Source organism: Saccharopolyspora sp. NPDC045839, assembly GCF_056431645.1.
The window spans coordinates 25,675-45,083 of sequence record NZ_JBWKKH010000014.1 but is presented as its reverse complement, the minus strand read 5'-3'; the positions used below and the strand labels follow the sequence as shown (position 1 = coordinate 45,083).

16 protein-coding genes are annotated in these 19,409 nt (G+C 69.0%); 4 read left to right on the top strand and 12 right to left on the bottom strand.

The window, feature by feature from the left end; all coding sequences use genetic code 11:
• Positions 1-333: 333 nt before the first annotated feature.
• A complete protein-coding gene (locus tag AC07EQ_RS20790; RefSeq protein ID WP_478389562.1) occupies positions 334-1,323 on the bottom strand; it encodes a glycerophosphodiester phosphodiesterase family protein in 990 nt (329 codons plus the stop codon).
• 282 nt (positions 1,324-1,605) lie between these two features.
• A complete protein-coding gene (locus AC07EQ_RS20785) occupies positions 1,606-2,250 on the bottom strand; it encodes a GyrI-like domain-containing protein (RefSeq protein ID WP_478389652.1) in 645 nt (214 codons plus the stop codon).
• A 486-nt stretch (positions 2,251-2,736) separates the two neighbouring features.
• On the opposite strand from AC07EQ_RS20785, the gene AC07EQ_RS20780 reads away from it, so the two are divergent.
• Complete coding sequence (locus AC07EQ_RS20780; protein ID WP_478389561.1) at positions 2,737-4,755, top strand: transglycosylase domain-containing protein; 2,019 nt, start codon at positions 2,737-2,739, stop codon at positions 4,753-4,755.
• Between the two features lie 275 nt (positions 4,756-5,030).
• Here the strand turns inward: AC07EQ_RS20780 and AC07EQ_RS20775 are convergent, their stop codons facing one another.
• The 7 genes from AC07EQ_RS20775 to AC07EQ_RS20745 all read right to left on the bottom strand — a co-directional run bounded on the left by AC07EQ_RS20775 (position 5,031) and on the right by AC07EQ_RS20745 (position 12,873).
• On the bottom strand, positions 5,031-6,626 hold the full coding sequence (locus tag AC07EQ_RS20775) for a methyltransferase (RefSeq protein WP_478389560.1): 1,596 nt from the start codon (positions 6,624-6,626) through the stop codon (positions 5,031-5,033).
• Positions 6,627-7,081: 455 nt separating this feature from the next.
• A complete protein-coding gene (locus AC07EQ_RS20770) occupies positions 7,082-7,873 on the bottom strand; it encodes a crotonase/enoyl-CoA hydratase family protein (protein WP_478389559.1) in 792 nt (263 codons plus the stop codon).
• Between the two features lie 52 nt (positions 7,874-7,925).
• Positions 7,926-9,044 carry an acyl-CoA dehydrogenase family protein gene (locus AC07EQ_RS20765; RefSeq protein WP_478389558.1) on the bottom strand — a complete coding sequence of 373 codons (1,119 nt, stop codon included), beginning with the start codon at positions 9,042-9,044 and terminating at the stop codon, positions 7,926-7,928.
• Between the two features lies 1 nt (position 9,045).
• A complete protein-coding gene (locus AC07EQ_RS20760; RefSeq protein ID WP_478389557.1) occupies positions 9,046-9,861 on the bottom strand; it encodes an enoyl-CoA hydratase/isomerase family protein in 816 nt (271 codons plus the stop codon).
• Positions 9,861-10,808, bottom strand: a complete 948-nt coding sequence (locus AC07EQ_RS20755) for an acyl-CoA dehydrogenase family protein (RefSeq protein WP_478389556.1) — start codon at positions 10,806-10,808, stop codon at positions 9,861-9,863. The genes AC07EQ_RS20760 and AC07EQ_RS20755 overlap by 1 nt, the downstream gene beginning before the upstream one ends.
• Entirely contained in the window at positions 10,805-11,731 is a 927-nt protein-coding gene (locus tag AC07EQ_RS20750; RefSeq protein WP_478389555.1) for an acyl-CoA dehydrogenase family protein, read from the bottom strand. The genes AC07EQ_RS20755 and AC07EQ_RS20750 overlap by 4 nt, the downstream gene beginning before the upstream one ends.
• Positions 11,732-11,733: 2 nt before the next feature.
• Positions 11,734-12,873 (bottom strand): acyl-CoA dehydrogenase family protein, encoded by a 1,140-nt coding sequence (locus AC07EQ_RS20745; RefSeq protein ID WP_478389554.1) that lies wholly within the window; start codon positions 12,871-12,873, stop codon positions 11,734-11,736.
• 382 nt (positions 12,874-13,255) lie between these two features.
• Between AC07EQ_RS20745 and AC07EQ_RS20740 the strand changes: the two genes are divergently transcribed.
• From AC07EQ_RS20740 to AC07EQ_RS20730, 3 genes are all read left to right on the top strand, one after another.
• Positions 13,256-14,665 (top strand): MFS transporter, encoded by a 1,410-nt coding sequence (locus AC07EQ_RS20740; protein ID WP_478389553.1) that lies wholly within the window; start codon positions 13,256-13,258, stop codon positions 14,663-14,665.
• A 97-nt stretch (positions 14,666-14,762) separates the two neighbouring features.
• Positions 14,763-14,948, top strand: coding sequence for a hypothetical protein (locus AC07EQ_RS20735; protein ID WP_478389552.1), 186 nt, complete (start codon positions 14,763-14,765; stop codon positions 14,946-14,948).
• A 25-nt stretch (positions 14,949-14,973) separates the two neighbouring features.
• Positions 14,974-16,497 (top strand): class I adenylate-forming enzyme family protein, encoded by a 1,524-nt coding sequence (locus AC07EQ_RS20730; RefSeq protein WP_478389551.1) that lies wholly within the window; start codon positions 14,974-14,976, stop codon positions 16,495-16,497.
• Positions 16,498-16,532: 35 nt separating this feature from the next.
• Here AC07EQ_RS20730 and AC07EQ_RS20725 read toward each other — a convergent pair whose 3' ends face one another.
• From AC07EQ_RS20725 to AC07EQ_RS20715, 3 genes are all read right to left on the bottom strand, one after another.
• Positions 16,533-16,667 carry a hypothetical protein gene (locus AC07EQ_RS20725; RefSeq protein WP_478389550.1) on the bottom strand — a complete coding sequence of 45 codons (135 nt, stop codon included), beginning with the start codon at positions 16,665-16,667 and terminating at the stop codon, positions 16,533-16,535.
• A gap of 183 nt (positions 16,668-16,850) precedes the next feature.
• Positions 16,851-17,672, bottom strand: a complete 822-nt coding sequence (locus tag AC07EQ_RS20720; RefSeq protein WP_478389549.1) for a cyclase family protein — start codon at positions 17,670-17,672, stop codon at positions 16,851-16,853.
• 311 nt (positions 17,673-17,983) lie between these two features.
• Positions 17,984-19,246, bottom strand: a complete 1,263-nt coding sequence (locus tag AC07EQ_RS20715; protein ID WP_478389548.1) for a cyclase family protein — start codon at positions 19,244-19,246, stop codon at positions 17,984-17,986.
• Positions 19,247-19,409: the final 163 nt, after the last annotated feature.

The following is a 19,409-nucleotide window of genomic DNA, read 5'->3' as shown; positions in this document are numbered from 1 at the left end:
CCGCGGCCTGCATCAACGGCCCCAACGGCAGAACATGGCCGTGAGCGGGGGTTGCACTGAACAAAATTCGCACAAAACCAACCTACACAGCAGTTCTGCCACTCGAGTCCGCATCGAAGTCGATCAGGACCATTCGTCGATCGCAGCGAGGCGAAAGCCCCAGAACCATCCGGTACCCGTGCCATGGGGTGTTCCTCCTCTCCTGTTCCGGGGGCCGTGGCTCAGCGAGCCGGGCGGTTGAGGGCCTGGGACCGCGGATCGTGCAGCTCGTCCTCGGCGTGCTGCCACCCCGTGACTCGTGCCTGCCGGCCTGGTCGAACTCCGCCTCCCGCCTCAGCGGTCGATCAGCGGCGCCACCTCTGCGACCCGGTTGGTCCAGACGAAGCCCTTGAAACCACCGGGAATCCGCCCCAGCGACTCCTGCGTGTCGAATCCCTCGGAGAACCCGCCAGATCCGGCCACCAGGACGACGCGGGTGCCCGCGGACTCCATGCGGCTCACGAACTTCGACGGCCACGCCCACAGCCACGGCGCGTAGGACTCCGGGATGTGCAGTTCGGTGTTCGCGCAGGCGTCCGGAACGATCCCGGTCCACCCGATCGCCTCGTACCGCAGAAGGCAGTCGGTCATGCTGCCCTTCGACGCGGCGCGGATCTGCGGCAGCCGGTCCCGGACGGCCCGCACCGGCGCATCACCACCGTAGACGGCGATGTTGGCCAGCCGAGCCGCGTCCAGCTCGGACAGCCGCTGGGCCAGCGCGGCGCCCTCGCCCGCGTCCTCGCTCTTGACGTGGATCAACAGCGGCTCCTGGGGGAACGCCGAGAGCACCTCGTCCAGCGACGGCATGAGCCCGACACCGCGCCCCCGGAACGGGAAGGTCCGGCCGCCGTCCGCCGTGTAGCCGTAGCCGATGTCGAGCGCCTTCAGCTCGGCCATCGTGAAGTCCCGGGTGGTGCCGGACCCGTCGGTGCGGCAGTCCACCTCCCAGTCGTGGAAGACCGCGAACTGCCCGTCGCTGGTGGGATGCACGTCGAGTTCGACCAGGTCGGCCCCGGAGTCGAACGCCGCGCGCATGCCGGCGATCGTGTTCTCGAGGAACCCGTGCGCCGGAGGATCGATCCGCTCGGCGGTGCACGTGTCGTTCTCCACGCCGGCGGTGCTGAACGTCTGCGCGACACCGCGATGTGCCAGCAGCTTCGGAGGTTCCCCGCCGACCTCGGCGAACAGCTGGGTGTTGTTGGCGAAGGCGAACGCGGCGAGGACCACGACGACACCGCCGAGGATGTACCGCTTCTTCCGCCACCGCGGACGTGCTTCGAGCATGCCACATTCTGCCGCGAGTCCGGAAACCGCCGCCACGCACCCACGACCGGTCAGCGGACCAACGCCGCACCCAAGTGCAGCGCGGGTCTGGACGACCGCAATGAGGTTCGCGTCGGTCGACGCCGCCCCACTGCACTCCGGGTCCAGCACAGCGGCGGCGAACGACCTGACCTGCGGAACATGTCCACAGTGGAACTCGCCAGGCACCGACTCGTCGACGCACCCGGCTCCATCGACACCACACGACTGGAGAGCGGGCTAGTGGCGATGATCCGGCCTGGTTCAGCGGTGCTGAACATCCCCGGCGGCAGCGGAACGCACCCGTTGCCTGAGGATGGTGCGCTGCTTCTCTGGCGCGACCTTGCGGAAGTCGCTGAGATAGATCTCGTGATGCTTGCCGGCCATGCACAACCCGTGGCCGGGGATGAACTCATGATGCAGTTGCGCGAGCACGTCCGCCTCGTCGTCGAAGGAGCCGATGTGCAGCGTCTGCACGCACCGCCCCTCGGACAGCGCCTCCAGCCGGACGTCGTCGAGACGCGCTGGCCGGTTCTTCGTCCCGGCATGTTCGACGGCGGCGGCGAACATGGCCTGGTCGATCCAGTCGGGGACCATGAGCATCATCGTCCAGTCCCACTGCGACTTGTCACGCCCGGCCGTGAAGGAGTCCATGTCCTCGGCCCACCACAGGCCTTCCAGCGGCGGGACCACGTAGTCGCGGCCGAGCCCCTGCTTGCTGGCGAACTTCAGCTTGTAGGCGACCGGGTAGAGCGCTTCGACCGCCTCGGCGAAGGCGGGCGAGGTGTTGGGGTCGCCGTGGCCGTCGACCATGAGGTACTGCATGTCGGGCACGTCCACGAACCGGAATCGGCCACGTTGTGCTTGATAGGAGTCGAGAGTCTTCTTGAAGTCGATCTTGTCGGTCATCAGGCACCCCGGCTCGCCTGGCGAGCCTTGCCTTTCTGCCTCCAGGAGGCTGAGCGAATACGAGAACACCTCACACGCCGGCCGGCGACCACTCACGAGCAGGTGGGTGGAAGCTCGATGCCGGCGGATGTCCTCGCTGTCGAGTTCGTCGGCGAGCATCAGCACACCTCCATCCCCTGAACACCCCGAACTCTTCCGGCCAACCACCCCGATCGCCACCGCTGACCATCCGAGCACGCTCGACACTCATCGCCGTGCCGAGCCGAGTCGGCACGGGTGCAGGCCGGACAGATGCGGGAACACAAGCCATCATCGACCAACCGGCTCGGCCCAAGATCACCTGTCCTCGAATCACCGACTTTGTGACAGAGCCGACATTCTTGGTTTTCGGGAGCCGCATGTGCAACCTGGGTCCGATTCGCCGCGTCTTGATCACTGGTAGCTCCTTGACTCCGAAGGGCGGGACCTGTGCACGACGAGCCCACCGTGGTTCTTCCCAAGACCGGCAGGCGCTGGCGGCGCGTTCGGCGGATCGGCTTGTCCGTCATCGGCGGCTTCGTCCTCGCCGTGGCGGGTGCTTTCGGCGTCGGGTACCTGGCTTGGGAGGTGCCGGATCCGCAGCAGGTCGCCGCCGGGACGCAGCAGTCGATCGTGCTCAAGTACGCGGACGGTTCCGAGATGATGCGGATCGTGCCGGAGAGCGGGAACCGGATCATGATCCAGGACCTGGGGGAGGTTTCCGGGCCGATGCGGCAGGCCACCCTCGCCGCCGAGGACGCGTCCTTCTACACCAACGGCGGGTTCGACTTGTCCGGCATCGTGCGCGCGGTGTTCGCGCAGATCACGGGCAGCGCCGGGGGTGGTTCGACGTTGACGCAGCAGTACATCAAGCTCGCCACCGGCGACGATGAGCACAACTACGCCCGCAAGTTCAAGGAGATCGTGCTGGCGTTCAAGATGACCAACGAACAGCCCAAGGACGAGATCTTCAAGGCGTACCTCAACACGGCGTACTACGGGCGCGGTGCTTGGGGCGTCCACGCCGCCGCCAACGCCTACTTCGGCAAGCTGCCGCGCGACCTGAACGCGTCCGAAGCGGCGCTGCTGGCGGGCATGGTGCAGAAGCCGAACGAGAACGACCCGCGGGTGGACGCGGATCAGGCGAACTGGCGCTGGACCTACGTGGCCGACCAGATGCTCGCCAACGGGATGGTCGACCCCGGGCAGCGGGTAGCGATGCGGATGCCGGAGACCCGGGAGCGGTTCGCGTGGCGGGGCGAGGAGATGTCCGGTCCGCTGTTCCACGTCCGGGAACGGGTGCTGCAAGAGCTGGAGCAAGCCGGGTTCAGCGCCCAGCAACTGCATCAGAACGGAAGCACGGTCATCACCACGATCGACCGCGACGCGCAGCACGTGGCCGAGTCCGCGATGGCCGCGGAGACCGCGAATCAACCGCAGAACATCCGGGCGGCGCTGGTGGCGATCGAGCCCGGTACCGGTGCAATTCGCGCCTACCACAGCGGAGACCGCCAGATCGGCGGCTTCGACTGGGCCAAGGCCGTGCAGCCGCCGGGCACGACGATCCAGCCGTTCGTCGTGGCCGCGGGGTTGATGCAGGGTTACGGCCTCGGCGAGGTCTACAACGGGCGGTCACCGCAGGAGATCAACGGCGCCACGTACCGGAACACCGGATCCTGCTCCGACGTCTCGCCCTGCAGCGTCCGTTCGGCGATGTCGGAGTCGGTCGAGACGGCCTTCCTGAACATGACCCTGAAGTTCGGTCCCGGGAAAGTGCGCGATGCCGCCCTGCGTGCGGGAATTTCCCCGACCGCCGGGGGGAAACCGTCGATGCAGGAGCCTGATGGCGAGGTGGGGATCCGCATCGCGATGGGCGACTACCCGGTGAGCACGGTGGACATCGCGCACGGGTACGCGACGCTGGCCGACGGCATGCGGTCGCAACCGCACTTCTTGCAGAAGGTGTTGGACAGCAACGGGAACGAGTTGGCCGACTTCGCGACCGCGCCGGCGAGCGCCTTCTCCGACAATCCCTCGGAGAGCAGGGACATCGCCGGGAACGTCACCGAATCCATGCGGTGGTCGCACCCTTCGACGCTCCTCAACGATCCGGCCACCGGCGGGCTCACCACCGAGCGGCCGGTCGCGGGGAACAGCGGCATCGCCCAGTTCGGCGGTTCTCCGGACAAGACCCTGACGGCATGGACGGCGGGGTTCACGCCGCAGATCGCCGTCGCGGTGTCGGTCAGCGCCAGTGACGAGAAGGGCCGACCGCAGCCGGTGGTGGGGTCCCACGGCTCGATGATGGGCGAGATGTACCCGAACCGGATCTGGCAGCAGTTCATGAAGGCATACCTGGAGCCCCGGCCGGTCGAGGCGTTCATGCCGTTCGCCCCTGTCGGGACCTACGGGGACCCCAACCCGCTCCCGCCGCCCCCGGGCGCGGCGGTGGTGGCGAGCATCACCCCGACAGCGAAGCCGCGTTGACACTTGTATTCGCCTTGTGACGTGGCGACCGGGAACTTCGTTCACCGCACCGGATCAGTCGAACGGCTTCCAGCGCTCTCCTGCGAAGCGGACGAGCGCCTGTTCGAGCTGAGCGGGCACGGAGCAGTCGGTCGGCAAGTGGTACATCGCGATCCATTCGGCGGAGTTGATCCGTACCACGCGGACCAGAACCAGCCACCGACTGTGTGGATGGCCCGAGACCCCCGGCTTCGTCACCCTCAGCCAGGCTCTGAATCGTCCGCTGGGGGTGCGATTCACTCGGGGCAGGCGTCGATCGCGACAACTGCCGTGGGAAGACGGTGAATAGCACGGACGGTGAAATCCGCTTTGCCGAGCAGTTCGCTGAATTCGCGAGCCGAGCGCTCTTCTCCGCCCACCACGGTCATCATGTAGAGGTCCATGAGTGCGGCGAACCGCGCGTCCTGCCCTGTGTCGCCGTCCTCGACGACCCGTTCGACGATCATGAGGTGGCCGCCGGGAGGCATGGCCTGCCGACAGACGCGCAGCAGCTCGACGCAATGCTCGTCGTCCCAGTCGTGCAGGATCTGGCGCAGCATGTAGAGATCCCCGCCCGACGGCACGGAGGAGAAGAAGTCCCCGGCGATCGCCGAGCAGCGGTCGGACAAGCCCATGCGGTCGATGCGAGCCTGCGCGCTCGCGGTGACCTTGGGCCTGTCCAGCAGGATCCCTTCGACGCTTGGGTTGGTTTGGAGCAGACGGGCGAGCAACGCGCCATCGCCGCCCCCGACATCCACGATCCGGCGATGCCCGGAGAAACCGACCGCCTCGAGCAGTTGGTCGATCTCCAGCTCCTGGTCGTGGTCCTGCGACCGGTCGAACAGCTCTCGGAGCCGCGTGTCCCGGCCGAGGTGTTCGAAGAGGTTCGCGCCTAGCAGCTCGTTGAACGCCGTCCTGCCGGTGCGCACCGTGCCGGCCATGCCGGTCCAGGCGGTTCCGATCTCGCCGGCCGCCAGCAGTGCGGTCGGAAGTGCTGATCCGGGGACCCCGGTGCGCAACGCCGCCCCGAGCGGGGCGAGCTCGTACGAGCCATCAGCGCGGGCACGGTACACCTCGAACGCCGACAGGCTCCGCATGAGCTGGGACAACCGCCGAAGGTCCGCACCGGCGCGCCTGGCCAGTTCCGTGACCGGCAGAGGGCCGTCGGCGAGCAGGTCCGAGATCCCGAGCTCGGCCGCCGCGCACACCGCGCGGGAGAGCAGTTGGCCGAAAACCATCTGCCGGATCAGCACGGCCCCCGGCCGATTCCCGCCGTAGCGGTTTCTGGCGCTCTGGTGCAGCTCGCGGATGAGTGGGTCCGTCCGCGTCCGTGTGGAGTGCGCCGCGAATCTCGCGTCGTACTCCTGGAACCATTCCTGGTCCGCGTGCAGGAAGAGCGCGTCGTGTGGTGCCATGTGCCGGATGGCGTAGAGCGCGATCGGCGACCGGGAGACCGGGAAGGCCGGGTTGCGCACGGCCCGTTCGTCGCAGGCAGGATGGAACTGGCCGATCATCAGGCCCGCGCCGACGGCCAGGTCTTTGAGCTCACCGTAGCTCTCGTCGATCTGCCGCCAGCCTGCCTCGGCGGCGTCGGGGAGGACCACCAGCAGGCCGTCCAGCGAGATGCCCGACTTCTTCGGCGGCGCCGTCGTCCGCTTGAACTCGCGCAACTTGGCGGAGACCAGGCGCCGCAGCTCATCGACGTCGCACGCGTCGACGCCGTAGTGGAAGCTGAAGCGGATTGCGTCGGCATTGAGGGCCCCGGGCATGAACGGGCAGACCGGCCCGGGCCGGCCGATGTGCTCTGCCGGGCTGCTCACGTAGTCGCGCAGCCAATCGAGGATGGTCGACATGTCGCGATCGAGACGGCAGTCGGGCGGTAGCGCGGGGGCCACGATGATTTCGGGCATCACCCGGGCTCCGTCCGGTGTGCGACGGGCGGCTCGACCGCCCGCGGAAGTGCGTACCCGGCCGCTGGTTCGGTTCCGCCGGGCGAACGATCAGCCCCAGTGCGACGCAACGATCCAGCGCGGCGCAGGAAGTAGGCCTTCTGCAAGCCCGTCGGACCCGCACCCACCACGAAGAACGGAACACGCGACATCAGCGCTCTCACCCCCCGGCATCGAAACGCGTGGTGCTCGACGGGTTCCCCATCCAGGTCGTGCTCAACCGCACCGGCCGTCCGGGCCACTGTCATCTGTGGCTACTCCGACGACACCGTGCACGGCTGCCGGGCGAACATGCACACCCAGGAGTTCCGCCCCGCTCCCCCGGCAGCCGCACCGGTGCAACTGCAGTCCATGACTCTTCAGCGTCCCGTCCATCTCGGCTTGCGCTTCTCCGCGAACGCTGCCAGCCCCTCGAGCCGATCCTCGGAGTCGAGCGCCCTGGCGGCGATCGGCTGCTGTGCCTCCCACGCCTCCTCCTCCGCCGCCCACGACGACGACCGGAAGATGATCTCCTTCGACGCCATCACCGCCGTAGGCCCGTTTTCCCGCAGAGATTCGGCAAGTTCCAACGCGGTCTTGAAGGAGGCTCCCGGGGATACGACCCGGTTCACCACACCCCAGCGGTGGAAGAACTCCGCGTCGCGGAACACACCGGTCAAGGCGAGCTCCATGGCCACGTGGTAGGGCAACCGCTTCGGTAGCCGGAACAGTCCGCCGCCGGCCGCCACGACGTTGTGCCGGACCTCGGGCAGCCCGAACCGAGCGGTGGCGGAGGCGACGATCAGGTCGCAGGAGAGGCACAGCTCGAACCCGCCGCCGACGGCGAACCCCTCCACCGCGGCGATCAGGGGCTTGCGCGGTGGCCGCCGGAAAACTCCGAAGCCGCCCCGCTTCGGCGTGGCCGCCTTTTCGCCCCTGGCCGCCGCTTTCAGGTCGCCCCCGGCGGAGAACGTCCCGCCTGCGCCGGTGATGATGCCGGCGAACAGGTCGTCGTCGTCATCGAGCAGGTCCATCGCCCGCTCGATCTGCTCGGCGGTCGCCAGATCGACCGCATTCCGGGATTCGGGTCGGTTGATCGTGACGATCAGGGTTCGATCGCGCCTTTCGGTCAGGACGAGGTCCTTGGCGGGGCTGCTGGACCGTTCTGGCATGGATAGCGCCTCTTTCCCCTGGCCGTGAGCGAACGTCAATCCAGTACCGGGCTCAGGCGCGCAGCCCGAATTCCTGCCGGGCGATGAGCCCGCGCATGACCTCCGAGGTGCCGCCGCCGATGGTTTCGAGGATCGACTGTCGCCACATGAACTCTGCGTCGGTTCCCTTGACGAGCGCCTCGGCCGAGCCGAACTCCAGTCCGGCACGGGCGATGTCCTGCGCCAGGACCGTCCCCGCCAGCTTGTGGTAGGCCGCGGGCACCGCCGATGGCTCACCGCTGATCACCTCGCCGAGAAGCGCCAGTGCCAGCGCCTCGACCTCCGCAACGCGCACGGCCAGTTCCGCGAGCCGGCGCCGGACGACCGGGTCACCGAGGGCACCGGCGGCCTCCAACCCGGTCACCACGTCGTGCAGGTCGCGCCGCAGCCGTTTCGGTGGGAACTGCACGTGCCGCTCCACCGCGAGCGCCGAGCTGACCACCTGCCAGCCCTCGTTCTCGTCGCCCACCCGGTTGCCCACCGGGACCCGCACGCCGTCGAACCGGACCTCGTTCAGCCGCCCGCCGTCGAGCGTCGGAATCGGCGAGACCGACACCCCGGGACTGTCCAGCGGCACGATCAGCACGCTGAGTCCGCGCGATCTGCTGTCCTGGGTGCCGGTCCGGCACAGCAGCCAGATGTAGTCCGACCAGTGCGCGTTGGACGTCCAGCACTTCGCGCCGTCGACCACGTACTCGTCGCGGTCGCGCCGGGCCCGGGTGCGCACCGCCGCCAGGTCGGAGCCGGCGTCCGGTTCGGAGTAGCCGAGGCAGAAGTTGATCCGGCCGCGCCGCAGTTCGGTCAGGAACCGGGTGCGCTGCTCGTCGGTGCCGTGCGACATCAGCGCCTTGGCGACCAGGCCGGGTCCCATCGGCGGCCGGGCCACGCGGGCGTAAGCCATCTCGTCCCACAAGATGAATTCGTACGCCGGCGAGCGGCCGGCGCCGCCGAACTCGACAGGCCAGGACAGCGACAGCCAGCCCCGGTCCCCGAGCGCCCGGTAGACGCGCCGGACCCCGTCGGGTGTGTTCGCCCCGCGATGGAAGTATCCGTTCACGTCGCGGTAGCTGTCCAGGAACTCGAGGACCTCGCCGCGAAAGGCCTCTTCTTCTGGTGTGAAGCCGAAATCCATCTCAACCCTCCGCGCCGGTGGTCCACCTCGGTTCCCGGCCCTCGCTGAACGCGCGCGGCCCTTCCTTGGCGTCGGGGTGGGCCCAGTGCATGCGCAGCAACGCCCAGCCGTACTCGCACGCTTGCGCGTATCCCATTTCGAGCGAGCCCCAGATCGCCTGCTGCGACAGCGACACCGCGGCCGGCGAGTTCCGCACGATCGCGCGGGCCATCTCCTCGGCCGCGTCCATCAGACCGGCCGTTGTGGACAATTCGTCGACCAGGCCGAGCTGGTAGGCTCGTTCGGCCGGCATGCGATAGCTCTTTCCCAGCAACGTCATCCGCAGCGCGGACCCCAGCGGCAGCCGCTTCGCCAGCCCGATGTTCTCCATCGCGCCGACGAGCCCGACGTTCACGTGGGTGTCCATGAAGGCCGCGTGGTCCACGGCGAGCACGATGTCCGCGTCCACCACGAAGTGCAGTCCCGCGCCGGCGACGAGTCCGTTGACCGCGCTGATCACGGGTTTCCACACCCGGTTCTGCTTCGGCGACCAGTACACCTCATCGGTCAGCGGCCCGGTGCCGGTGCTCATGCCACCGCGTTCGGCGACTGCGTTGACGTCCGCACCGGTGCAGAAGTGCCGGTCACCGGCACCCGTGACGATCGCCGCGCGGATCCACGGGTCGTCGCGCACCTCGCCCCAGATCTCCTTCATCCGCGGCATCATCGACCCGGTCAGCGAATTTCCCTTGTGCGGACGGTTGAGCGTGATGTACGCGACGTGGTCGCGCTTGTCGAAGAGCACCTCGGGGGCAACAGCTGCATCCTGCTCGCTCATCATCCCTGACCTTTCCGGCAGTATCTCGCCAATACCTGTTCGCCCAGGCGGTTCGCGTAGCCGGGCAGCGTTGCCAACTGCCTGATCCGGTGCGCCACCTGCCCGATCGGCCCCTCCACGGAATACCCGATCGCACCGAAGGTCTGGTGCGCGACGAGCGCCGCCTCGACCGCGGCCCGGGAAGCGGACAGCCGCGCGGAAACCGCCAGCACGCCACCGTCCTGGGAACCTGCGTCCACCGCAAGCGCGGCCATTGTGGTCAGCTTCTCGGCCGACGTCAACGCGACGCCCGCGGTCACGATCGGATGCGCGACCGCCTGGAAGGAACCGATCGCCCGGCCGAACTGAACGCGGGTCCTGGCGTGCTCGGCCGCCGCGTCGAGCAGTCGCCGGCCTGCGCCCCACAGGTAGGCCGCAAGGGCCACATCGGACAACGCCATCCCGGCGCGCACCCGTTCCAACGCCCGCACGCGCTCCAGGACGACCCGGCCCCACGGCTCGCCGCCCAGCGTCTCGACCGGCTCGACCGTCCCGGTCGGACGGGCCAGCCATGCCCCTTCGCCGTCGGTTTCGACGAACACCTCCGCCAGCGGGGCCCAGGGCAGCAGCGGTGGCTCCCCGAACGCGGGAAGGCTGGTGCCGTTGGCGAGGGGGTCGACCATTCCCGCTGGCAGCGTGTGCGTGGCGAACACGGTCGCCACGAGGGGCCCGGGTGCGGCGGCTCGCCCGAGTTCCGCACCGACCGCGGCGATCTCGCCGGCCCCGCCGCCCTCACCGGGCACCGCCAGCGACAGCACACCCAGCTCGGCCAGCCCTCGCCAGAACGGCCACGGGAAGGAACCGGGACCGGCGCACCGGACCTCCTCCGTGCAACGCGCCGCGCAATAGCTCCGGACCAAGTCGGCCAACGCACGTTGCTCCGCAGTGCGGGTCAGCGCGATGCTCACGACGCCCTCGCCCAGCGCGCGGCCACCACCGTGCGTTCGTGCGCGCGCCTGCCGCCGAGTTCGGCCCGCTGCGCCTGCATGCGCAGCGTCCACAGGTGCAGGTCGTGTTCCTTCGTGAGCCCGACGGCGCCCATGATCTGGTGCGTTTCCCGCGTCAACCGGCTCAGCGCGGCCATCGTGTGCGCCGCGGCGACGGCGGCCGACTCCGTCGGCGCACCGCGGAAAGCAGCCTCGTAGACCAGCCAGCGCGCACCCTCGACGAGCACGCTCAGCTCGGCCAACCGGTGCTGCAACGCCTGGAACGACCCGAGCGACCGGCCGAACACCTTGCGATCCTTGGCATAGGTGACGGCGACATCCAGGGCCTGCCGCATCATCCCCACTGCTTCCGCCGACGCTCCGACCCGCCACCAATTCACCATGGTCGCGGCAGTTCCGGGAGCAAGCTCACGCCGTCGTGCAGGAGTGACCCGCGCCAGCGGGTAGCCGTAGGCGGATGGCACCGGCTCGGCGGCAGCCGGGTCGAGCTCGGCGACGACACATCGGTCGCCGTCGGCCAGCAGCATCCGCCCGGCCTCGCCACCGAAGCGGGCCGGGCCGGGATCCCCGCCCACCGCCATGGCGATGGGCCCCTCCTGTTGATCGAGCCCGAGCGCCGGCAGCACCAGCAGGTGCGGCACCGGCGTGATGGCGCCGAGCTCGGCGGCGATCCGCTCGACCGCGAGCGCCGCGCCGAGCGGACCGGCTTCCTCAGCACCGAACAGGTCGAGGAAGCCGGCCCGCCGCAGCTCGGCTTCCAGGGTGTGGTCGTACTCGCCACGGACGGCGAGTTCACGGCTGCGAGTTGTGCCGGCGTGCCGGCTCAGCAAGGTGCCCAGGGCGTCGAGTAGCGCGCGCTGGGTCGACGACGGCTCGAAATCCATGGCTAGTCCTTCGGCAGGTTCAGGATGAGACGGGTGATCAGGTTGAGCTGGACCTCGTAGCTGCCCGCCGCGATACCCGCGCCGAGCGAGTTGCGGAACTGCGCGTCGCCCAGCTCTCCCTCCACCAGGGCTTCGCCGCCCATGACGTCCAAGGCGAGGTCGCCGACGGCCCGTTCGGCCTGCACCATCGCCGCGCGGGCCTGGTACGCCAGCGGCGAGGGTTCCTTCGCCTTCGCTCGTTCATCGATCACGCGGTAGACGAGAACCCTGGCCGCTTCGCACAGCGCCCGCGCGTGGCCGAACTGTTCTTGGACACCCACGTCGGCCAGGCGGCCGGCCGCCCCGCACAACTCGGCCAGCCGGTCGAGCACCAGCGCGGCGCGCGCGTACCGAGGTGCCCCGACGCGTTCGTAGGCGAGTGTGCGCCGGACGATCTCCCAGCCCTTGTTCTCCTCGCCGAGCAAGCATTCGGCAGGAATCCGGGCGCCGGTCAGGAAGAGCTCGTTGAAGGAGTGATCGCCAACGAGTCCGTCGATGCGCCGGACCTCGACCCCGGGCGTCTTCAACGGCAGCAGGAAGACCGAGATGCCGTCGCGCCCGGCGGCGACCGAACCGGTCCGGGCCAGCAGGAAGCAGTAGTCCGCCGCATTGGCGTATGAGGTCCAGATCTTCTGTCCATCCAGGACGTAGCCGTCCCCGTCCCGCACCGCCCGCGTCCGCAGCGCCGCCAGGTCGGTACCGGCCTCCGGTTCGGAGAAGCCCTGGCACCAGAAGACTTCGCCGCGCGCGATCGGCGGCAGCAGCTTGCGCTTCTGCTCCTCGGTGCCGTACTTGATGATCGCAGGGCCGACCCAGTTCACGTTCATGTACTGCGGTCCGCGTGGTTCCCCGCGCTTCCACATCTCCTCGCCGAGCACGAAATGCTGCCACGCACCTTGACCGCCACCGCCGTACTCCTCCGGCCAGTGCGGCGTGAGCCATCCCCGGTCGGCCAGCTTGCGCACGAACGCACGCGAGAAGTCACTGTAGACCGCGCTGCCAAGGCCGGTCTCGGATCGTTCCCAGCCGGCCAGCTCGCGGTCCAGGAAAGCGACGAGCTCGCCGCGGAAGTTCGTGTCGGCTTCGCTCCACGCGAATTCCATCAGTTCCTCCCGGGCGCGCGATCGTCCAGCCGGTTGTTCGCTCGGATCACGTCTGCAACTCCCATCAACGGAGAACATTCGACTATTGAGTGTACTCTATTTTTGCGACCGGCCGCGAGCCGTGGGCAGCGGTGCCGCCACGGGACGCAGCGGCACCGGCGCGAACCAGGAATGTCGCCTTTGGTCAAACCGAACGCCCTGCTGCTCGAGGTCAGTAGCCATGTTCGACACCCGCCGGCGCCGCCAATCTTCACTCCTCGGCGGGCACGCCGCCGGCCCGCAGTAGGCGCCGAACGTCTTGCGAGCACAGATTAAAGAGGATACTCTTTTCGGATCGTCGGCACTAGTGCATTGCCGCGTCCGTCACCTCACGGAGGTCTCGATGGTCTCGCCGGAACCACACACGCAGGCCCCGTCGACAGCCGACAACTCCACGGGGACCGGCGACACCGCCCGCCGCGGCCAGTCCGCGCAACTGCGCAAGGTGACGCTGTCCAGCCTGATCGGCACCGTGATCGAGTACTACGACTTCCTGATCTACAGCACGATGGCGGCCTTGGTGTTCGGGGAGTTGTTCTTCCCGTCCCTTGATTCCGCCACCTCCACGGTCGCGGCATTCGGCACCATGGCGGCCGGCTATGCGGCTCGCCCCTTGGGCGGGCTCGTCTTCGGGCATTTCGGCGATCGCCTCGGCCGCAAGTCGATGCTGATGGTGACCATGGTGCTGATGGGCAGTGCCAGTTTCCTCATCGGCGTCCTGCCCACCTACGGCTCGATCGGTATCGCCGCGCCGCTGATCCTGGTCGTTCTGCGCGTGGTGCAAGGCCTCTCGGTCGGCGGCGAGTGGGGAGGCGCGGCGCTGATGGTCGTCGAACATGCCGACTCGCGCCGTCGAGGCCTGTGGGCGGGAATCATGCAGCTCGGATCGCCCCTCGGCTCCTTCCTGTCCACCCTGGTAGTCGCCCTGATCAGTCTGCTGCCGAAGGATTCCCTGCTGTCCTGGGGGTGGCGGCTGCCGTTCCTGTTGAGCGCCCTGTTGCTGATGATGGGCCTGTACGTGCGGCTTCGGGTGGTCGAGAGCCCGGTGTTCGAGGCGGCGGCCGCCGAGGCCGGCTCCCGGCGGCGCCCCAAGATACCTGCGCTGCAGGTGCTACGCCGTCCCCGTGCGCTCGTCCTCGCCTGTGCGGTCGGGATCGGACCATTCGCGCTCTCGGCCCTGATCAGCTCGCACATCATCGCCTACGCCAAAGGGATCGGCTACGAGATGCCCGACATCGCGCGGGCGTTGATGCTCGTGGCGTGCGTCGGCATCGTCTGCATCCCGCTGTTCTCCGCGTGGTCGGACCGACTGGGGCGCCGCATCGTCAGCCTGTCCGGTGCCATCGGCGCGGTGCTCTTCGCGCTGCCCTTGTACGCCTTGGTGAACACCGGTTCCGCGGTGCTGCTGACCGTCGGCATGATGTTCGCCCAGGTGTTGCAGAACCTGATGTACGCGCCGCTGGCACCGATGCTCTCCGAGATGTTCGGCACGGGCGTCCGCTACACCGGCATTTCGTTGGGCTACCAGCTGGCCAGCCTGATCGGCGCCGGCTTCACGCCGTTGATCGCGAGCAGCCTGGTCGCCGGCGCCGGAGGTTCGAGCCTGCCGCTGAGCTGCATCGCGGCCGTGGCGGCTGGAATCACGATCGTGGCAATCTGGCGCATCTCCGAGACCCGCGGTCGCGACCTCACCGAGGGCCACTCCGCCCGGCCGCGCGGTGCGGAGTCCTCATCGGAACGGGCAACGCAGTGACGCCCGGCAAGGCTCGCTACCGGCTCGATCTCAGCGTGAGTGTCCGCGACCTGGTCGCCTCCTGAACATCGGTTGATCACAGCACGAGGAGAACACGATGAACGCCGACCCGTCGACCGTCGTCCCGGCGTTGCTCGCCGCGGCAGGTCTGTCGCCCGCACCGCAGGAACAGGCGCAGATCATCGCCGAATACCCGAGCTGGATTGCGGAGGTCGCTACGCTCTACGCCCTGCCGGAGGCCCGTTACGAGCAGCCCGCTCTGGTCTTCCGGGCCGAGCTCTGACCGCGTGAGATCGAGGGAGAACGTCGTGGGCAAGGAACTCACGCTACCGAACTGGCTGCGAACGATCGGCGCGCAACGGCACGGGGCGCACCGCCGAGCGCTCGTCGACGAGTGCGGCGAGCTGACGTTCGCCGAGCTCGTCGACGCGATGAACGCGGTGGCGGACGGACTCCGGAACGCGGGCGTGCGCCCTGGCGACCGTGTTGTCACGGCGATGGCACCGTCGATCCCGCACACCGTCGTGATACTCGGCGCCCTGGCGGGCGGGATGGTGGCCGCGCCGCTGAACATCCGGCTGACCGCGCCGGAGGCACGGTCCTATCTCGCCGCGCTCGACCCCGCCGTCGTGCTCGCCGACCCGACTCACACGGCGCTCGCGCGCGAGCCCGGCTACCGGGTGATCGAACTGCCCGCCGCGGACCGACCGCTGCCGGTGTCCCAACGCCTGGAGCCGCTGCACGGCAACCCCGACGGCCGGCTCACGCCGGATGAGGACGACCTCGCCGTGATCTTCGCGACCGGCGGCACGACCGGCACCCCGAAGGGCGCAGTGCGCACGCACCGCAGCCTGTGGCTGTGGCTGAACACCTGCGCGCACGGCAACCCCCGGACCCCCACCGACGTCGAACTGTTCTTCTCCCCGTTCTTCCACATCACACTCGGCACGAACCTGCTCGCACCACTGTTCGCCGGCGGCGAGGTGTGGATCCAGCCCCGCTTCGACGCGGCGGCGGCGCTCGCGGCGATCGATCGCGGCGCCAGCAGGCTCATGGGCGCACCGACGATGTTCAACGCGCTGCGCGCCCGGCCCGAGTTCGCCACCACCCGGCGCGGCAACGTCACCGCGATCCGCTTCGGCTCCGCCCCCTCCACCGACGACTTCGTGCAGGGCTTGCTGCAGGACTTCCCGAATGCCCGGATCCGCGCCGGGTTCGGGGCCACCGAGTTGGGGTCGGTCATGGGCTTCGACCACGAGGACCTCCTGGCAGGCCGGTTCAGCGGAGTGGGCAGGCCGCTGCCCGGTGCCACCGTGCGGATTCTCGGTGCGGATGGCCACGAGGTTCCGCCCGGTGCCGTCGGCGACCTGGTGGTCTCCTGCCCGTGGCAGGCCGGCGGGTACTACGGGCTGGCCGAGGACACCGCAGCGACCTTCCGGCCGGACGGGGTGCACATCGGCGACCTCGCGTCCCGGACCGAGGACGGCTGGGTGTTCATCGCCGGGCGCCGGAAGGAGATGATCATCAGCGGTGGCGAGAACGTCTACCCGCGCGAGGTGGAGGAAGTGGTGCTCCGCCACCCGCACGTGGCCGACGCGATCGCGTACGGCATGCCCGACGAACACTGGGGCGAGCGGGTCGAGGTGGGCGTCGTCGCCGTGCCGGGCAGGCCGATCGAGCTGGCCGAGCTCCGCGCCCACTGCCGGACCGAACTGGCCGGCTACAAGATCCCCAAGACGCTGCGCCTGCTCACAGCGATCCCGCTCACCCCGAACAACAAACCGGACCGCCGCCGGGTCCGGGCGGAAGCCCTCGCCGACGGCCGGCCCTGAGCTGAGGGTGGTGCAGCCGGCCGGCTGCACCACCCTCAGCTCACCTGGTCGCGCAACACCGCCTTGCGGACCTTCCCGGTCGACGTCCTCGGCAGCGAGGTGAACCGGATCTCCCGCGGCACCTTGAAATGTGCCAGGCGGCCGGCCAGCCGCTGCGCGCGGTCCAGCAAGCTCGACAGGACACCCGCTCTCCGGCGTCGGTGACCACCCCGATGTCGTCGCCACTGATGTCGGCCGTGCGGTGCAAGAAGCTCAGCGGGCTGAGCGGCACGTCGTTGGCCGGATCGATCAACGCCTCGTCCGGGCGCCGGTTCATGGTCGTCTCCCTTCCGCACTTCCGTCGACGGCCACCGTCACACCACTGCGATGGGCCGCAGCGGCGAACCGGTGCCGCCGCGGATGGTCAACGGCAGCCCGACGAACAGGAATTCCGCGACCTCGTCGGCGGCCAGCTCCTCGCAGTTGACCCATTCCATGATGTGCACGCCATGTTGTTGCAACAGCAGCAGATGCACCGGCAACGGGTTGCCCGGCACGGTCGAAGGTCGCACCTCGAAGGACATCGTGTCCGCGCCGACATAGCGCACACCGTGCGAGAGGAGCCACTGCGCGCCGTCCAGCGCGACGCCGCTGCCCCCGCTGTGCTCGGCGATCCGGTCCATGTCCGGCCAGAACTTCATCTGTCCGGTGCGGACCAGCACGATGTCGGAGGCCGCGATGGTGATGCCCGCGGCTTCCGCCGCACGCCCGAGGTGTTCCTCGCCGACGGCGAAATGCGGCGGAAGCACGTCCAGGCCGAGTGCGCGCGGCACGTCCAGCAGCACACCGCGGCCGATGATGGGCGCGAGTTCCGCGGCGTCACCGCGCGTGGCGCCGTAGTCGCCCAGCGCGGTATCGGCCGGCACCGAGCCGTGCCACTCGTCGTCACTGCCGCAGGTGACGTGGCAGAGCGCGTCGATGTGCGTCCCGGTGTGCAGGCTGCCCGACACCAGCTCGGAGACGTAACCGAACTCCACGTCGTTCGCACCAGGCTCGTGGAACGGGAAACGGCGGTCGACCCGTTGGCCCCGCGGCGAGTTGTAGGTGACGACCTCGAACCGCGGGTAGCCGTCGAACGTGGGCATGTGCCGCCACCAGCCCGAGGACAGGTCGTACACCGTCCCTTTCGTTGGCACGCCGAGGCTTCGCACCAGATCAGCGTCGGCAGCGGGCGAAGGTTTCGCGTAACTCATGGAAACGTCCTTGTCGCGTAGCGGGCGGGTGAGGTTCGGCGGTGATGTCCGATGGACGGCCGCGTCCAGGTGACGACCGTGCCGGTGATCGCCGACGCCCGGCGGCGTTGTCGTCCTGCCCGGCGATGGGTCGATCGACCAGCACCGCCGCCGCGTCCGCGACTGCGAAACTCCAGGACATCGCGAAGGAACGGTCCGCTGGAGGCTCACCCGCGACACCGGCGAACGTCTCACCCGCGTTCAGGAACAGGCCTTCACCGGCGGGATCTGGCCAGGGCGAGCGGGGGTGTGTTGCCCGCGGTGGCACCTTCGGAGAACTGGGGCGTCACCGCGAAGACGAACTCGTGCACCCCGTCCCGGGCGAGATCTTCGAGCACGTAGGACTCCCCGATCCGGATGCCGTGCCGCATGATCAGTTCCTGATGGACCGGGAACACCGCCCCGTCCTCGTTGACCCGGCTGCCCAGCACCTCGAGCGCCCAGGTGTCACTGCCGATGACCGCCGGGCGAGACCGGGCCAACCAGCGGGCTTCCCGCAGGTAGATCCCCGGCATGCCCCTCGAGGCCTTCCAGCGCTCGATGTCGCCCGGGTCGCGGCGGGCCAGGAGTTGGTGCCACCCGGTGCGCACCAACACCACATCGCCGGGCTCGATCGCGTCGATGCCGCCGAAGTCCATCGCTTCGGCCAGATCCTCCACTGTGATCCGGTAGTCCTCCCGCAACAACGGCTCGCCGTTCGATGCCGGTTCGGCGAGATCCCCGGCCTGGCCCTTGGCCAGCTTCACCCCGAGCACGTCCAGCAGCACTCCCCTGGTCACGACGGGGCCCATGTGCTCGCTGCCCAGCTTGGCCGTCCCGTGCCCCCGGGCGAAGTCAGGCCCCCGCAGCCCGTTGTAGTAGAACTCGCCCGCCCCGATGTGGTTGAGGTTGTCCAGCTGCGACCCGATCTGGAACGTCGTCGCCAGCGGTTCGGGATGGTTCGCGAACACCTCCGCGGCGAAACGCTCCTCGTGATAGCTCAACTTGTTGGTGCCGATCGGATCGGCGGACATCAGCACACCCCCCGCAGCCGCGAAGGCCGGGGGCGGCGCATATCCACCGACGGCCAGCCGCTGCTCGTAGCTGCGCGGGAGACCGGACCCGGCCGCCGGAAAACCGTTCCACATCAACTCCCCCAGGTTGTAGGTCGTCACGGCGCTGGAACGGAGCAGGCCCAGCGCTGCCGCGGTCTTGCCGGGCGTCACCTCGTTGAACGCGCCCCGCTGGTCGTCGGCGCCGTACCGGCTCGGCGTCCAGTCGGACAGATTCGCCGGATCCGCGTAGTCGAAAAGCGTGTCGTCGAAACGGTCTCCGGGCCTTCTGCTCTCCGCACGAGCGGGACGCTCGGCCGCGCCCGCCACGGGTGCCCCGGCCCATGCTGCAGCCCCGAACGTTGCTGCGGCCCCGGCAATCCGCAGAGCGTCACGGCGGCTGGCCCTGCGGCCGGCGAGGTAGGTGCGCAACAGATCTGGATTCATCGAACAACCCTTTCGGTGCTTTCCTGCAGCGGTGGGCGGCTGCGGTGCCCACGACGAGGCCCGGCAACCGCTCACGGCTGCGCGTGGAACCAGGACCGCTTTCCGTTGTGCGGACTCAGCAAGTCGAGGTGGGCAGCGGGTTCGCGGAACTCATCGGCAACTC

Coding starts and splice junctions, on each gene's coding strand:
- AC07EQ_RS20765 (WP_478389558.1), bottom strand. CDS start 9,044: ATGGATTTCGGCTTCACACCAGAAGAAGAGGCCTTTCGCGGCGAGGTC.
- AC07EQ_RS20740 (WP_478389553.1), top strand. CDS start 13,256: ATGGTCTCGCCGGAACCACACACGCAGGCCCCGTCGACAGCCGACAAC.
- AC07EQ_RS20735 (WP_478389552.1), top strand. CDS start 14,763: ATGAACGCCGACCCGTCGACCGTCGTCCCGGCGTTGCTCGCCGCGGCA.
- AC07EQ_RS20790 (WP_478389562.1), bottom strand. CDS start 1,323: ATGCTCGAAGCACGTCCGCGGTGGCGGAAGAAGCGGTACATCCTCGGC.
- AC07EQ_RS20745 (WP_478389554.1), bottom strand. CDS start 12,873: ATGGAATTCGCGTGGAGCGAAGCCGACACGAACTTCCGCGGCGAGCTC.
- AC07EQ_RS20775 (WP_478389560.1), bottom strand. CDS start 6,626: ATGTCGACCATCCTCGATTGGCTGCGCGACTACGTGAGCAGCCCGGCA.
- AC07EQ_RS20770 (WP_478389559.1), bottom strand. CDS start 7,873: ATGCCAGAACGGTCCAGCAGCCCCGCCAAGGACCTCGTCCTGACCGAA.
- AC07EQ_RS20785 (WP_478389652.1), bottom strand. CDS start 2,250: ATGACCGACAAGATCGACTTCAAGAAGACTCTCGACTCCTATCAAGCA.
- AC07EQ_RS20750 (WP_478389555.1), bottom strand. CDS start 11,731: ATGGATTTCGAGCCGTCGTCGACCCAGCGCGCGCTACTCGACGCCCTG.
- AC07EQ_RS20760 (WP_478389557.1), bottom strand. CDS start 9,861: ATGAGCGAGCAGGATGCAGCTGTTGCCCCCGAGGTGCTCTTCGACAAG.
- AC07EQ_RS20715 (WP_478389548.1), bottom strand. CDS start 19,246: ATGAATCCAGATCTGTTGCGCACCTACCTCGCCGGCCGCAGGGCCAGC.